The organism is Oceanobacillus sp. B139/18 (genome assembly GCF_055524595.1).
This window is the reverse complement of sequence record NZ_JBVFXI010000001.1, coordinates 713,779-730,153: the sequence shown is the minus strand read 5'-3', so window position 1 is coordinate 730,153 and position 16,375 is coordinate 713,779. Positions and strand designations below refer to the sequence as shown.

At 39.4% G+C, this 16,375-nt stretch carries 15 protein-coding genes; 2 read left to right on the top strand and 13 right to left on the bottom strand.

What is annotated here, in order from left to right; all coding sequences use genetic code 11:
* The first annotated feature begins 1 nt into the window (after position 1).
* Positions 2-379 carry a PH domain-containing protein gene (locus ACZSMY_RS03510; protein WP_193062402.1) on the top strand — a complete coding sequence of 126 codons (378 nt, stop codon included), beginning with the start codon at positions 2-4 and terminating at the stop codon, positions 377-379.
* Positions 380-589: 210 nt separating this feature from the next.
* Here the strand turns inward: ACZSMY_RS03510 and ACZSMY_RS03505 are convergent, their stop codons facing one another.
* The 4 genes from ACZSMY_RS03505 to ACZSMY_RS03490 form a co-directional block, all read right to left on the bottom strand.
* Positions 590-1,030: an acyl-CoA thioesterase gene (locus tag ACZSMY_RS03505; protein ID WP_042534428.1), complete on the bottom strand. Its 441-nt coding sequence runs from the start codon at positions 1,028-1,030 to the stop codon at positions 590-592.
* A gap of 132 nt (positions 1,031-1,162) precedes the next feature.
* On the bottom strand, positions 1,163-1,927 hold the full coding sequence (gene sdhB, locus ACZSMY_RS03500; RefSeq protein WP_042534429.1) for a succinate dehydrogenase iron-sulfur subunit: 765 nt from the start codon (positions 1,925-1,927) through the stop codon (positions 1,163-1,165).
* A gap of 15 nt (positions 1,928-1,942) precedes the next feature.
* Positions 1,943-3,691 carry a succinate dehydrogenase flavoprotein subunit gene (gene sdhA / locus ACZSMY_RS03495; protein ID WP_042534430.1) on the bottom strand — a complete coding sequence of 583 codons (1,749 nt, stop codon included), beginning with the start codon at positions 3,689-3,691 and terminating at the stop codon, positions 1,943-1,945.
* A 35-nt stretch (positions 3,692-3,726) separates the two neighbouring features.
* A complete protein-coding gene (locus tag ACZSMY_RS03490; protein ID WP_042534431.1) occupies positions 3,727-4,347 on the bottom strand; it encodes a succinate dehydrogenase cytochrome b558 subunit in 621 nt (206 codons plus the stop codon).
* 887 nt (positions 4,348-5,234) lie between these two features.
* Between ACZSMY_RS03490 and ACZSMY_RS03485 the strand changes: the two genes are divergently transcribed.
* On the top strand, positions 5,235-5,678 hold the full coding sequence (locus ACZSMY_RS03485) for a DUF2507 domain-containing protein (protein WP_244882405.1): 444 nt from the start codon (positions 5,235-5,237) through the stop codon (positions 5,676-5,678).
* Positions 5,679-5,712: 34 nt separating this feature from the next.
* Here the strand turns inward: ACZSMY_RS03485 and uvrC are convergent, their stop codons facing one another.
* The 9 genes from uvrC to ACZSMY_RS03440 all read right to left on the bottom strand — a co-directional run bounded on the left by uvrC (position 5,713) and on the right by ACZSMY_RS03440 (position 16,327).
* A complete protein-coding gene (gene uvrC, locus ACZSMY_RS03480) occupies positions 5,713-7,518 on the bottom strand; it encodes an excinuclease ABC subunit UvrC (protein WP_256704762.1) in 1,806 nt (601 codons plus the stop codon).
* A 134-nt stretch (positions 7,519-7,652) separates the two neighbouring features.
* Positions 7,653-7,967 (bottom strand): thioredoxin, encoded by a 315-nt coding sequence (gene trxA, locus ACZSMY_RS03475; RefSeq protein ID WP_042534434.1) that lies wholly within the window; start codon positions 7,965-7,967, stop codon positions 7,653-7,655.
* A 154-nt stretch (positions 7,968-8,121) separates the two neighbouring features.
* Complete coding sequence (locus ACZSMY_RS03470) at positions 8,122-9,096, bottom strand: electron transfer flavoprotein subunit alpha/FixB family protein (RefSeq protein ID WP_465147460.1); 975 nt, start codon at positions 9,094-9,096, stop codon at positions 8,122-8,124.
* Between the two features lie 49 nt (positions 9,097-9,145).
* A complete protein-coding gene (locus ACZSMY_RS03465) occupies positions 9,146-9,919 on the bottom strand; it encodes an electron transfer flavoprotein subunit beta/FixA family protein (protein WP_042534438.1) in 774 nt (257 codons plus the stop codon).
* 102 nt (positions 9,920-10,021) lie between these two features.
* Complete coding sequence (locus tag ACZSMY_RS03460) at positions 10,022-10,795, bottom strand: enoyl-CoA hydratase (RefSeq protein ID WP_193062347.1); 774 nt, start codon at positions 10,793-10,795, stop codon at positions 10,022-10,024.
* Between the two features lie 34 nt (positions 10,796-10,829).
* On the bottom strand, positions 10,830-11,414 hold the full coding sequence (locus ACZSMY_RS03455; RefSeq protein WP_042534442.1) for a TetR/AcrR family transcriptional regulator: 585 nt from the start codon (positions 11,412-11,414) through the stop codon (positions 10,830-10,832).
* A gap of 191 nt (positions 11,415-11,605) precedes the next feature.
* Positions 11,606-13,309 (bottom strand): long-chain-fatty-acid--CoA ligase, encoded by a 1,704-nt coding sequence (locus ACZSMY_RS03450; RefSeq protein WP_193062349.1) that lies wholly within the window; start codon positions 13,307-13,309, stop codon positions 11,606-11,608.
* A gap of 170 nt (positions 13,310-13,479) precedes the next feature.
* Positions 13,480-13,890 carry a DUF350 domain-containing protein gene (locus ACZSMY_RS03445; protein ID WP_042534446.1) on the bottom strand — a complete coding sequence of 137 codons (411 nt, stop codon included), beginning with the start codon at positions 13,888-13,890 and terminating at the stop codon, positions 13,480-13,482.
* A 91-nt stretch (positions 13,891-13,981) separates the two neighbouring features.
* Positions 13,982-16,327, bottom strand: a complete 2,346-nt coding sequence (locus ACZSMY_RS03440) for an endonuclease MutS2 (protein WP_193062351.1) — start codon at positions 16,325-16,327, stop codon at positions 13,982-13,984.
* Between the last annotated feature and the right edge of the window lie 48 nt (positions 16,328-16,375).

Sequence of the window (16,375 nt, the reverse complement as noted above, 5' to 3'; positions counted from 1 at the left end):
GATGGGAATTTTAGATGGTTTAATGGGAAATGCTTCAAACGTAGATGAAAAGGAAATCATGAAAGAATACGAGCAATTATTTATTGAAGGGGAAGAAGTAAGCGCAGCTTTTAAAGTTATTCGTGATTTATTTATTTTCACCAATAAACGTCTGATTTTGGTTGACAAACAAGGTTTAACCGGCAAGAAAACAGAATATCATTCCATACTGTATAAAAGCATCTCCCATTTCAGCGTGGAGACTGCCGGACATTTTGATATGGATGCGGAACTTAAAATATGGATTTCAGGCGGAGTCAATCCGCTTGTTTCTAAAACATTTAAGAAAGACACTAATATTTATGATATTCAAAAAGTTCTTGCTTCAGTAGTAGTTTAAATTCATTTAGAAAAAATTAGCTACTAACTAGAAGAAAGGAATTAAAAACTAAGAAAGCTCTTTGAAAGCAGCGAAAACAGAAGAGCTAAATAATGCGCAAGCTGGATGGACGATAAAAAACTATCATCCATCCAGCTTTTTCTATTTAGACGTTCAGCCTGGCTATTCATTCTCTTCGTGTCCATCTAGTTTGAACGCGATTAATATAGATCATGTCTCCAGCAGCTTCTGCTTTAATGCATCAGACAGCTTTTTTGGGGCTTTCTTTTCTGTATCAATATAAACTAGCCTTCCTCGAGCTGTCAGGATGGCCTCCTCTTCTCTCATCACCTTATAGTGAATATCAAAAGAAGTATTGCCGACAGATGCTGTTTTTACATAAACACGAATATCATCGCCAAAATAGAGCTCCTTCAGATAATTACATTGCAAATCAGCAACAATAATTCCGTCTTTTTGACGCATATCCTTTGATAAAAAACCGATACTGTTTAAATAGGCAATACGCGCTTCTTCAAAATAAATAAATGGGGAAACATTATTCACATGACCATACATATCTGTTTCAGAAAATCGGACAGATATAGGGATATAGAAAGAAAAATCTTTCTCCCATGCCGAAAAATCTTCAATATAAGGAATACGGGGCATACAACTTTTTCCTCTCTCTTGTACAATTTTATATCAATCTCTATCTTTTAATTAAAACGTTTTCATTTTCAGTTGAAGAAAAACCCTGACCGGATTAGTGGTTAGGGTTTTTCGCTTGTTATCCATCACCTATTAAAGTGCTGTGTCGCTTCCAAAGAAGTTTTTAAATGCTTGGATATTGGTCGCGCGGTTCATTGCTGCGATAGAAGTTGTCAGAGGAATTCCTTTTGGACAAACTTGTACACAGTTTTGAGAATTTCCGCAGCCGTCAATTCCGCCGTCTTCCATTAAACCGTTTAAACGGTCACTGGCATTCATTTCACCAGTTGGATGCGCGTTAAATAAACGTGCTTGGGAAATAGCAGCAGGACCAATGAAATTGGAACTGTCATTTACGTTCGGACAAGCTTCCAGACAAACACCGCATGTCATACATTTAGACAGCTCATATGCCCATTGGCGTTTATTCTCCGGCATGCGCGGTCCAGGACCTAAATCATGCGTACCGTCGATTGGAATCCATGCTTTTACTTGTTTTAAAGCTTCAAACATGCGATCACGGTCGACGATAAGGTCACGGACAACATCGAATGTGGCCATCGGCTCTAAACGGATAGGCTGCTCCAGCTGATCAACCAATGCCGCACAGGACTGCCTTGCTGTTCCATTAATAACCATTGAACAAGCGCCGCAAACCTCCTCTAAGCAGTTCATGTCCCACATGACTGGTGTGGTTTGCTCTCCTTTGCTGTTCACAGGATTTTTTCGGATTTCCATTAAAGCAGAAATAACATTCATATTCTGTCTATAAGGTATCTCAAACGTTTCCTCATAAGGAGCAGCGTCCGGACCGTCTTGTCTAGTTATAATAAAGGTAACTTTACTTTGTTCAGCCATTTCGTTTACTCCTTTCTAATGTTTTGTTGTATAATCTCGTTTCCGAGGGGGAATCAAGGAAATATCTACATCTTCATAACTAAATACAGGCTCATTCTTTTCCGCATTGTATTCAGCAACAGTTGTTTTTAACCATTCCTCATCATTTCTTTCCGGAAACTCCGGTTTATAATGTGCTCCGCGGCTTTCGTTCCGGTTATATGCACCAATGGTAATCACTCGTGCTAATTGAAGCATATGCTTTAATTGACGGGTGAACATAACTCCTTGGTTGCTCCAGCGGGTCGTATCATTAATATTGATATTTTCCCAGCGCTCCATCAATTCGACGATTTTCTCATCCGTTTTTAACAGCTTTTCATTTTCACGTACCACTGTTACGTTATCTGTCATCCAGTCTCCAAGCTCTTTATGGATTTGATATGCATTTTCTGTTCCCTGCATATTCATCAGCTTTTCAAAATCGCTTTGTTCTGCTTCTTCACGAGATTGATAGAGTTCATCCGGAAGCTCTTCCACATGCTCCTCCAGCCCATCAATATATTCAATAGCATTTGGACCTGCCACCATACCGCCATAGATTGCGGATAACAGGGAATTCGCACCCAGGCGATTTCCGCCATGCTGTGAATAATCACATTCACCAGCAGCAAAAATTCCAGGAATGCTTGTCATTTGCTTCTCATCAACCCATAATCCACCCATGGAATAGTGAACTGCAGGGAAGATTTTCATCGGCACTTTACGAGGATCTTCACCGACAAATTTCTCATAAATCTCAATAATTCCGCCGAGTTTTACATCAAGCTCTTTTGGATCTTTATGCGATAAATCAAGGTAAACCATGTTTTCCCCATTGATACCAAGTTTTTGGTTTACGCAAACATCAAAAATTTCACGTGTTGCGATATCACGAGGAACAAGGTTACCATATGCCGGATATTTTTCTTCAAGGAAGTACCAAGGTTCTCCATCTTTATACGTCCAAACTCGTCCGCCTTCCCCACGAGCTGATTCACTCATTAATCTTAGTTTATCATCTCCCGGAATAGCAGTCGGATGGATTTGGATAAATTCTCCATTTGCATATTTTGCACCTTGCAAATAAAGCTTACTTGCTGCAGAGCCTGTATTGATCATGGAATTTGTTGATTTCCCGAAAATGATACCAGGTCCTCCAGTTGCAAAGATGGTTGCATCTGAACGAAATGCTCTAATTTCATGTGTTTTCACATCTTGAGCCACAATTCCTTTTCCTACACCGTTTTCATCAATAACCGCTTCAAGGAATTCCCAGCCTTCAAATTTAGTGACCAGTCCTTCCACCTCATAACGGCGAACCTGCTCATCTAATGCATATAATAATTGTTGTCCTGTCGTTGCCCCTGCATATGCTGTACGGTGCATCTGCGTACCGCCAAAACGTCGGAAATCTAATAGCCCTTCCGGCGTACGGTTAAACATGACTCCCATACGGTCAAACATATGTATAATACCTGGTGCAGCATCACACATTGCTTTTACCTGCGGCTGATTGGCGAGAAAGTCTCCGCCGTAAACTGTATCATCAAAATGCAAATCTGGAGAATCCCCTTCTCCCTTTGTATTAACAGCTCCATTGATACCGCCCTGTGCACATACAGAGTGAGAACGTTTTACAGGTACGATAGAAAATAAATCTACATTTACTCCTGCTTCAGCGGCTTTGATCGTAGCCATCAAACCGGCCAGACCGCCGCCGACTACAGCAACTTTTTTACTCATTCGTTAGCTCACTCCTTCTTTCATTCCATTACTATTTATACACCATATGCGAATGCAAGTAATGATCTTATACCTAGATAGCCGACTGCTAAAAATACAATCAGACACACATACGTAGAAATGCGCTGTGATTTCGGTGTTTGTGTAATACCCCATGTTACCATGAAGCTCCACAATCCATTTGCGAAGTGGAATACAGCCGAAAGAACCCCTACCACATAGAACCAAAACATCGGCGTGCTGGAAAGGATGCCTTCCATCAAGCTATAGTTGATATCCACATTTCCTAAAGCAAGCTGAACGCGTGTTTCAAATACGTGCCATGCAATGAAGATAACAAGGATAATTCCAGTAACCCGCTGTAGTGCGAACATCCAGTTACGGAAGAATCCATAACGTCGTGTACTGTATCTAGATGTAAAAACAATATAAACACCCAGAATCGCATGGAACAAAATTGGTAGATAGATTACTAATGTCTCCAGCAGCAATACAAATGGTAATTCGTGCATAATACCAGCTGCTGTATTAAATACTTCTTCTCCATACACAGCAAGATGATTGATAAATAAATGTTGTACTAGGAAAATACCAATCGGCACAACTCCCAGCAGCGAATGTAGTCTTCTAAAGAAGAACTCACGTTGTTCTGCCATGTTTACCCCCCTTTTGAAACGTAATCCCTATAATATGTATACTATAAAAATAAAGCGCTTTACAAAATTGTAAATATTTATTTTTATAGTACAGACAATAACATCTATTATTGTACTTCTTACATTGTAAAGCGTCAAGAATTCCCGACCGGCTTCTTTAAGAAAATGAAAAGTATTTATTAAAATCTCTATTACTCAACTTTCGCACCTTAAAAAGAAACTTCATTTCCATAGAAACAGGAGTTGGCCGTTCCTTCGAAAACACCCTTGACAAAGAATAGAAGGTGGAGTGTAAAATACCGCTGCGGCGGACTGTTTTGTTTTCCATGGGGACGGAGCGGAGCTATGCACTATCATTAGTTCAAAAAAGCAGATTTAACTAAAAAGCAAGCACAATAAAGAAGAACTTGATAATCCTGAAACAACAAGATATATATGCTTATTCTTAGGTGCTATAGTTGAGTCTATTACATGAGAAATTGAATTATATTATTGCATCATTCTATAAGATAATCGCCGTTTTTACATCAAAATGAAACAAAACCATACGAAAACCAAGAAAAAGATTTAGAAAAGTCGCAGAGAATGTTATTATAATAGAGATATTTAACTTCGTTTGCGGTTCCAGATGATGTTAATCTCTTGGATAATCTATTAATTTAATGGCAGTGTTCAAAAATCTCGAAATATAGCTGACAGGAAAAATAACCGAATGACCGGACGACAGGCGGTGAAGGAGTCCCCTTTTCCTGCTCAGGCTGAGACCTGTATGAACACGCAAGTAAAGTTAAATTATCTAGTTCCTATACTTGCTAATCAACAGACAACAATACATAATAACCATAGACATGTAACACGAGCGAGACGTGAAGGAAAGGATGAAAATAGTGTCAAAGTATGGCAGCAATCAAAAATTAGATGTAACTGAGTTAGAGCAATTATATAGTGACGGCGCGGGATATGATATTTTACGCTATATTGGTCTGCCGGAGCTTTTTGGGGAAGAAAAAGATACACTTCTTTATTTTTTAGGCAGAAATCTGGCACGGAAATTTGAGTTCAGCAGTCTGGAAGATTTAAGTTTATTTTTTGAAAAAATGGGTTTAGGGACCCTGGATTTAGTAAAAGATAAAAAGAACGTAAAAACCTTTTACCTTCTATCCGATACAATTGTTGCGAAATTAAAATCAAATATGGAGACCGATTTCCGTTTAGAAGCCGGAATAATAGCAGAGGCGCTGCAGCAGCTGGAAGACGTAGATTGTGAATGCCTTGAATCTGTTCACCGTCGCCTGAAACAAGTTGAATTTACGGTTTATATACAGGATTAATAATCTTTAAAACTGAACAAAACGATCGCGAAACTTATTCGATTTCACGATCGTTTTGTTCTGCTTCCTGCTTCTTTAAATGTCCGATAACCTCTGTAGCTATATTTTTGGGTATGCCAATTTTACGCATATCTTCTAAAGAGGCATTTTTAATTTCTTCTACTGATTTAAAATGCGTCAATAAAAGCTTGCGCCGCTTCTCTCCAACCCCCGGGATACGGTCAAGCTCGGATTGAAACAGTCCTTTTCCTCTTAATTGCCTGTGGAAGGTAATGGCAAAGCGGTGCACCTCATCCTGTATCCGCTGCACTAAATAAAAGGCCTGCGATTGGCGTTTTAACGGAATGACCTCTGGAGGTTCCCCATATAATAATTCGCTGGTTTTATGCCGGTCATCCTTAGCAAGTCCAGCAAGCGGAATACTTAAACCAAGTTCATTTTCCAGCACATCTGATGCTGATGTCATCTGGCCTTTTCCCCCGTCAACAATAATTAAATCAGGTAAAGGAAGCTCCTCGCGAAGTACTCTTGTATAACGTCTGCGTATTACTTCCCGCATGGTTTCATAATCATCTGGTCCCTTGACATCTTTGATTTTATATTTGCGATATTCTTTTTTATTCGGTTTTCCATCCTCAAAAACAATCATTGCCGATACAGGATCTGTTCCTTGAATATTCGAATTATCAAACGCTTCAATCCGGCGAGGTGTCTCTATATTTAAGTAATCTCCTAAATCCTCCATTGCTTGGTAGGTTCTTTCCTCATCCCGCTCAATTAATTGAAATTTCTCGTTCAAAGCGATTTTTGCATTTTTTTCAGCTAATTCTACCATTTCTTTTTTTCTGCCACGAAGCGGTGTATGGACATTGACTTCAAGTAATTTTTCCAATATCTCATCATCAATGCCTATCGGAACTAATACCTGCTTTGGCTTCAGATGGTTTTCCTGCAAATAAAATCGTGCAATAAAACTGACGATTGCTTCTTCCGCATTATCATAAAATGGGAATATACTGACATCGCGTTCTATCAGCTTTCCTTGCCGGATAAAGAAAACCTGTACACACATCCAGCCTTTATCATAGCTGTAACCAAAAACATCCCTGTTCACTAAATCATTAGCAGCCATTTTTTGCTGTTCCATCGTTGCATCGATGTATTGGATAGTGTCTCGAAGTTCTTTTGCTCTTTCAAAATTCAGCACTTCACTTGCTTCTGTCATTTCTCTTGTCAAACGGTTGCGAATATCCTTAAACCCACCATGTAAAAAGGAGGTTATCTCTTGAACAATTTGCTGATACGTTTCTTTAGAAGGCGGATTTTTACCACAGGCTAAGCATTGCCCCATATGATAATAAAGACACGGTCTGCCGGGAGGATTATTACATTTCCTGAGCGGATAGATTCGGTCTAAAAGCTTTTTGGTTTCCCTTGCCGCAATCACGTTAGGATAAGGACCAAAATATTTTCCTTTATCTTTTTTTAACTGTCTTGTGACAATTAACCTCGGGTGCCGCTCAGATGTAATCTTCAAATAAGGATACGATTTATCATCCTTCAGCATTACATTATATTTAGGATCATATTTTTTTATTAAATTCATTTCTAAAATAAGTGCTTCAATCTCTGATGACGTAACCATATATTCAAAATCTGCAATATCCTGGACTAAACGCTGCGTTTTCCTGTCATTCGCCCCGCGAAAATAAGAACGAACGCGATTTCTTAACTTTTTAGATTTTCCTACATAAATAATTGTCCCATGCTTATCCTTCATTAAATAACAGCCAGGCTGCATTGGAAGAATAGCCAACTTTTTTTCAATTGCTTCTTTCATCTATAACCAGCCCTTTATACATCAGAAAATCCCTTTTCATCTGCTTGATGACAAAGGGATTCTCTTTTTTCTAATAGAAATCAAAGAATCCGTTCTGTGATAAGGTATCACCACAGAACGAAAACGTGACTTTATCAGGCATGTTTATTAATTAAATCTGTTAATGCCTCTTTAGGTTGGAAACCAATAACCTGGTCTACCACTTCTCCATCTTTGAATAAAAGAAGTGTCGGTATACTCATTACACCAAATTTCCCAGCTGTTTCCTGGTTTTCATCCACATCTAATTTGACGATCTGTACTTTTTCTTCCATTTCTCCATCAATTTCTTCTAAAACAGGAGCAATCATTTTACAAGGTCCACACCATGGAGCCCAAAAGTCTGCAAGTACAAGACCTTTTGATGTCTCGTCTGTAAAGTTTTGATCCGTTACATGTTTAATTGCCATTATTTTTACCTCCTTAAAACATCATGCAGCTTATCATAAGCTTAGTATGAGTATATCATCGTATAAGTATACTTCCTAATAGTTTGCTTGAATTGATTAAAATTACTTTCAAAAGGCCTGTGTCTCAGCATTTCTCACAGACCTTTTATTTCCTTTATGCCTTTACTTTTTTAATTTCTTCAATAAGCAGCGGGATGACTTCAAATAAATCACCAACAATTCCATAGTCAGCAATATTAAAGATATTTGATTCAGCATCTTTATTTATAGCAACAATTACTTTGGAATTAGACATTCCGGCTAAATGCTGAATTGCACCGGAAATACCTACCGCAATATATAAATCAGGAGTTACCACTTTTCCGGTCTGCCCAATTTGCAGCGCATAATCACAATAGTCAGCATCACAGGCACCTCTGGATGCACCTACAGCACCTCCCAGTACATCTGCAAGCTCGTAAAGCGGTTTAAATCCCTCTGCACTTTTCACTCCTCTTCCGCCTGCTACAATAACATTTGCTTCTGAGAGGTCAACCCCCTCCGAGGTTTTTCGGACAACATCCTTCACAATGGTACGTAAATCTTTAATATCTATATCCTTGGTATTTACTTCGCCAGATCTTGAAGCATTTTTTTCAAGAGCAGCTATATTATTCGGGCGAATCGTTACAAATATAAAATCATCTGCAAATGTCTTCTTTTCAAATGCTTTTCCAGAATAGATAGGACGAATAAATACATTGTCATCGCCATTTTTTTCAATGTCTACTACGTCAGAGATAAGTCCTGCTGACAGCCTGCTTGCAACCTTTGGTGTCAGGTCTTTTCCAATAGAGGTATGCCCCATGACAATTCCTTTTGGAGATAATTCATCGATAATTTCTAAAACCGCCTGTCCATACCCTTCTGATGTATACGTTTTCAAATTGTCGTGCGTGACTGTAACAACACTATCCGCCCCATAAGCAATTAGTTCTTCACCTGCACTGGTTAAATCACTATCACTGAATAAAACACCCACAATTTCAGCATCCGCATCAATTTGCTTCGCCGCTGCAATTGCCTCAAAGGAAACATTTCTTATATCATTATCTCTTACTTCACCAATCACTAGTAATTTATCGCTCATTATTATTATCCCCTTTCACTATCAGCTGCATTATCATACAAACTTTCTCTTAAAGTACCTTTTTGTCATTTTTCAATAAAGATACCAATTCCTTCACCTGATCCGCTACCTCTCCCTCTAACACTTTACCTGCTTCTTTTTCAGGCGGAAGATAAATATCGATTGTTTTCGTTTTTGCTTCTACGTCATCCTCATCTAGGTCCAGATCATCGATTTCTAATTCTTCAAGCGGTTTTTTCTTCGCTTTCATAATTCCCGGCAGTGAAGGGTAACGCGGGTCATTTAAGCCTTGTTGACAAGTAACTAGTACAGGAAGGCTGGTTTCGATGATTTCAACATCTCCTTCAACGTCTTTTTCTATCGAAGCAGTATCCCCATCGATAGACAGGCTCGTTATCGTTGTAACGCAGGATATTCCCAAAAGCTCGGCAAGTCTCGGACCGACCTGACCGCTTGCTTCATCAATAGCAACATTCCCTGCCAAAATCAAATCAGCTTCCTTGTCTTCAAAAAATGCTTCTAAAATTTTGGCAGTTGTAAACTGGTCTCCTTCTTCCAAATCTTCTTCTGTATTAATTAGAACTGCTTTGTCCGCTCCCATAGCAAGAGCTGTCCGAAGCTGCTTCTCAGAGTCTTCGTCACCAATGGTAACCACTGTGACCTCTCCGCCATGCTTATCTCTTTGTACAATCGCTTCCTCTACTGCATATTCATCATAAGGATTAATGATGAATTCTGCACCATCATCTTCAATTTTCCCATTTTGAACAGCAATTTTTTCCTCTGTATCAAACGTTTTTTTCAATAATACATAAATATTCATATTCTTTTTCCTCCTTGTCACAAACTAGAATGTATGTTTAAAAAGCAGTCAATAATACTTCATCCTCTTATCATTCGAGTAATTTGGGAACCGCCAGAAAATCTATTTATCCTGAAAGTTTGCTGCTCTTTTTTCTTTAAAAGCGCTTACACCTTCTTTCGCATCATATGACCCGAAAATTTCACCAAACAAGCCCGCTTCCCTGTCAGCTCCTTCTGCAAATTGGCTTGTATTTGCATAAGGAATCAATTGCATAATCCGATTGATTCCAGGCTTGCTTTTAGCAGCAATTTTTCCGGCTAATTGACGAACTTCATTTTCCAGCTCATCTTCTTCCACAATCCGGTTAACAAGCCCCCATTCTTCCGCCTGCCTTCCGGAAATCGGTTCTCCGGTTAAAATCATCTCATATGCTCTGGCATTACCTATATATCGCGGCAAACGCTGTGTACCGGCAAAACCAGGAATAATGCCTAAATTCATCTCTGGAAGCCCTATTCTGGCATCAGCCGTTGCATACCTTATATGACAAGCCATTGCGAGCTCTAATCCTCCGCCTAATGCAGCGCCATGTATGGATGCAATAACAGGAAGCGGAAAATGCTCTATCCTGTTAAAAATGTTCTGGCCGTTCTTAGCTAAAGTTTCATACTCTGATGCCTCTTGAAGAGCGGTAAATTCTTTAATATCTGCCCCAGCTGAGAAAAACTTGCCTTCTCCCTGCAGGACAACCACTTTGGCTTCCCCTTCTTGTTCAATCTGTGTTAACAGTTCATCTAATTTTGCGATCAGCTTAGAAGATAATGCATTAGCAGGAGGGCTTTTGATTGTTAAATAAGCAACCTTCTCCTCTACTTTTAATTCCAAAACGGACAAATCAATCACCTCTTTTTTATATTTCATTATCTGTTTATTTTGAAGTTAAAGCACTGACGAGCATTCTATGAATCTCAGGCGCCATGTCAACAAGATGATATTTCTGTTCCTTCATCACCCAATTCGTAACAATCTCATCAAGTGTACCGAAAATCATTTGCCTGACCAGAGGAATATTCAAATCCTCTCTAAAATGCTGCTGCTCCATTCCTTTTTGAATAATACCGTCAATCACGGTTAAGTAAGGCTTCAAAACTTGATTAATCTGCAGTCTTAAAGAAATATTTGATTGTCTTAACTCCAGCTGGGTCACAATAGCTAAATAATAATCTGAAGACAGCTGCGTGAAATGCATTTTTATTAAGGTATACAGCTGATTAGAAGCAGAATCATTTTCTTCGATTGCTTTTGCTATTTGATCGATAAATTCTCCCATTTTCACTTCGAATAAAGAAACAAGAATATGTTCTTTGTTCTTAAAGTATAAATAAATGGTACCGTCAGCAACATTCGCTTCCTTTGCTATTTTGGAAACCTGTGACCCATGGTATCCATTTTCGGCAATCACTTTTACAGCAGCTTCAATAATTTGATGATATTTTGGTTTTTGATTATTCATGATTTACTCCTTGATTACATAATTAAAAATGAGTGAATGGTCATTCATATTTTTAATATACAATTCTTGAAGTTTAATGTCAATGAAAAGCTGTTTTATTTAAAACGTTTTCAATATAAATACATTCCGATTCTCTGCTTAATTAAATTACCTGTCAAGCTGCTTTGGAAAAGAAAAAAAGAGCACGAGGCTCAAACAGATGCTGCTTCTTGTTTCTGTTTCTCTTCGTCAATCAGTTTTCTTCTTAAGATTTTCCCGACTGCTGTTTTTGGCAATTCATCACGGAATTCATAAATTCTCGGGACTTTGTAGCTTGCGAGATGTTTTCTTGCATATTCATTTAACTCTTCTTCCGTAAGAGCCGCTCCCTCTTTCAACACAATATAAGCCTTTACTGTCTCTCCTCTGTATGGATCCGGTATACCTGCTGCTACCGCTTCCTGGATAGCTTCATGCTCATACAAAACCTCTTCGATTTCTCTTGGATAAATGTTAAAACCGCCTGCAATAATCATATCCTTCTTTCTGTCCACGACATAGAAAAACCCGGATTCATCAACATATCCTAAATCGCCGGTCAAAAGCCAGCCATCTTTCAGGGTACTCGCCGTCTCTTCTTCATTATTCCAATACCCTTTCATTACTTGCGGTCCTTTTACAGCGATTTCGCCGATTTCTCCAACCGGAACTTCTTCTAATCCCGCTTCACCCATTTGAACAATTTTAGCATCTGTATCCGGCCAAGGGACGCCGATACTGCCGTTAATACGTTCAGCATATACAAAATTTGCATGTGTTACAGGGGAAGTTTCTGTTAATCCATATCCTTCAACCAGCTTTCCACCGGTAATTCTTTCAAAGCGCTCCTGAATCTCAACTGGCAATGGGGCTGACCCGCTAATACACGCATCTATAGAGGATAAATCATATTTCTCTAATTCCGGGTGGTTTAACAGACCGATATAAATCGTTGGGGCGCCTGGAAAAAGATTAGGTTTCTGTTTATCTATTACTTTTAATAAGTCACCCGCATCAAATTTTGGTATCAGAATAATCTTGGAGGCTTTTTTTATCGCAAAGTTCATCACAGCTGTCATCCCGTATACATGGAAGAATGGAAGAATACCTAGAACTACATCCTGACCTTTTTGTTCTTCGCTGCGCGAAAGCCATGTTTCGCACATTTGCACATTGGCACTTAAATTATAATGCGTCAGCATTACTCCTTTAGGACTGCCTGTTGTCCCGCCGGTATATTGTAAAAGTGCAAGGTCTTCTTCCGGATTAATAGGGGATTCTAAATAATCAGCAACCGAGTGCTCCATCATCTTTTTCCATACATGGGTATCATTGCTGGGCTCTACCTTCACCACCAAATTGTATTCTCGCTTCTGTATAAATGGATAAATCATATTTTTAGGGAAAGGAAGATAATCCTTGATGCCGGTTACAATAACATGCTCTAATGTCGTATGTGAACGGGCGCTGTTTACACGCGGAAGTAAAATATCTAAACAAATAATTGCTCTAGCCTGCGCATCATTCATTTGAAAAATCAATTCTCTTTCCGTATAAAGCGGATTTGTTGGAACAGCTATTGCTCCTGCCATCAGGATACCATAGTAGCTAATGACCGATTGAGGAGTATTTGGCAAAAAAATAGCAACCCTGTCTCCTTTTCTGATTCCGATAGATTGCAAATAATTCGCTGTTTTTTTCGCCTCTTTATACAGCTCTTTATAAGTCATCTCCTTACCCATGAAATAAAGCGCTTTCTTTTCTCCGTGATGCTTCGCCGCATCAATTAAATATTGATACAGAGCGCACTTATCATATTCCAGTGTTTTAGGTAAATCCTCAGGGTAGCGATCATGCCAAGCCCTTTTTTCCAACATAAATCATTCCTCCTTCAATTTAGTCTATACCTATTATAACGGTTAATTGCTAACTTTGAAAATATTATCTAATATTTAGAGAAATAAATAAACCAATCCTACGATGAAAAAAATAATTCCAACTGCCATTAATATTTTTGCTAAACGTTCAAATATCACTCATTGCCCTCCTAACCAACGATGCTTGCTCCGATAACATAGGCTAACCCGACAGAGATGACCATCGAGATAAAGCCGACAGCCTTATTGCCGTTGCCGATTTCTTCATCCACTTTCATAAATGGAGTTAAAAATTCAAAAAATAAATATCCTGCTATTAATAATACAAAACCAAAAATCCCCCAGCCCATCGATACCATTAAACTATCGTTATGCTCAATGGAGAATCTGAAAATCATGGCTATGCCGAATAGCTTTCCTCCGGTAGCCATCGCAACGGCCAGATTCCCTTTTTTTATTTCCTCCCAGTTTTTATAGGAGGTTACCAGTTCAGCAATTGCTAAAAAGAGCAGAGTGGATAAAATAAATACACTATACCTCGCTGCAGTGATTACTAAAATATTTTCCCAAAAGCCTTCCATTTTTCTCGCTCCTTCATTTGGAAAAAGGGATTTGTTGCCAATATTAAATCCATCCCTTTTTCCGATCTTACAAAACATTTAATTCGATTACTTATTCAAAGCGAATAACTGTAACGCCGCTTCCACCTTCTCCTGCTTCGCCTGACCTTGAGCCTTTAATATGCGGATGCCGCTTCACAAATTCCTGAACACCCTTTCGCAAGGCGCCAGTCCCTTTCCCATGAATAATAGATGCTTGAGCGTAACCGGATAGCAATACATCATCCACATACTTCTCCAGCTTGTGCATCGCGTCCTCATAACGTTCGCCGCGTAAATCCAATTCTGTTTTCACATGCTGATTATTGCCTCTAACCGTGGCCACTGGCTCAGCCTGCTTCTTTTTCTTCTTCTTGACAAGCTCTAAATCAGACCGTTTTACTTTTACTTTCATAATGCCGACCTGCACCATATATTCCCTGTCATTTACCTTTTCAACAACCTCGCCGAGCTGATTTACGGTGAGCAGCTTAATCTCGTCTCCCGGCTTCAGCTCGCTCTGCTCTTGTTTCTTCTCAGGCTGGACAGCTGATTTATCCCTGCTTAGATTCGGCATTGCCTCGTCAAGCATCTTTCTGGCTTCAATCCACTCATGTTCCTTCATGCCAGACTGGTCTTTCATATTGCGCATCATCTGCACAATTTCTTCTGCTTCCTGACGCGCTTTCAGCAACGCTTTTTCAGCCTTCTCTTCCGTTTTTTCATAAATCTTTTGCTTCTTATCTTCCCATCGGTTCATTGCTTTTGTTAATTCTTGATGCAGTTTTTCACTCTCTTCCAGTACCTGATGCGCTTTTTCATAGTCTCGCTCTGCCTCTGTATGGGATTGTTCTAAGAAAGCAATCATATTTTCTACTTGATGAGAATCCACACCAATCAGCTGCTTCGCTTGATTAATGATATTTCCGTCAAGCCCTAGCCGCTTCGAAATGTCAAATGCATTGCTTCGTCCTGGAACGCCAATTAGTAACCGGTAGGTCGGCCGCAATGTTTCTACATTAAATTCTACAGAAGCATTGACCACCTGCGTCCGGTTATATCCATAAGCTTTTAATTCCGGATAATGGGTCGTCGCAATAACACTTGCATTTTTAGAAAGCACCTCATCCAGGATCGACATTGCTAAAGCAGCTCCTTCTTGCGGATCTGTACCAGAGCCTAATTCATCAAATAAAACCAGCGACTGATCCGTGACATGCTTCATAATTTCCACAATGTTTGTCATATGAGAGGAAAAGGTACTCAGGTTTTGTTCAATCGACTGTTCATCACCTATATCAGCGAAAACCTCATCAAATATCGGCATTTCACAGCCATCGAGTGCGGGTACCTGTAAACCCGATTGAGCCATCAATGTACAAAGCCCAACCATTTTCAAAGTAACCGTCTTTCCGCCTGTATTTGGTCCTGTAATAACAATTGCCTGATAGTCCTGGCCCATTTCCACATCATTTGGAACAACTTGATCATCTGGAATATATGGGTGTCTTGCCTGCTGCATCTTTATATAACCATGTATATTCATTTTAGGTCTTACCGCATGCATTTTTTGAGCAAGTTTTCCCCGGGCGCTGATAAAATCAATTTCCGAAAGCCAATAGACATTATTTAAAAGCTCTTGTTCATAGGAAGCGATGTGCCCGCTGAGTTCCTTTAAAATCCGTTCTATTTCTTGTTTTTCTTTAGAAAATAAATCCTGTAATTTATTATTCATATCCACTACCGCTTTTGGCTCCATAAATAATGTCTGACCGGATGATGACTGATCATGGACAATTCCGCCAATGGCAGCACGGTATTCCTGTCTTACCGGCAAAACATAACGATCATTCCGAATCGTGATAATCGAATCGGAAAGCATTTTACTGTTAGAGCGTGTATAGCTTTCTAACTTGCTGCGGACACTGCTTTCATATGTCCGTATAGAGCTGCGGATAGAACGTAAAGCTGATGAAGCACCATCCATTATCTGGCCATGATCATCGATGCAGCTGTTAATATGCTGTTCTAAATCCCGGATTGCGATAATATTTGCTGCGGCAGATTGAAGAATTGGTATTTCTACATCCTCGACCTGTTCTAAAAAACTTTTGGCCTGTCTGCCTCCATATAACGTATCCCCAATGCGTAAAACCTCATCCGCCGCAAGAATGCTCCCTATTGCACTGCGTTTCACACTCGGTCGTATATCAGATATACCACCTAAAGGAATCACTTTATTCAGCCGGAAAATTTGAACGGCTTCGTCTGTCTGCGCTTGGAGTTCCTCCACTTCATCAAGCGTCGACTTGGGTTGTATCTTAGATGCTAAATCCTTTCCTATAGAGGTTTCTGCTTGATCACGAACCTTTTCAACAAGGCGGTGAAATTCAAGCGTTTTTAATACACGTTCGTTCATTTTAACCCCTCTTTTATTAAAAATTAAAATCTATGCTTTGAGCCAGTT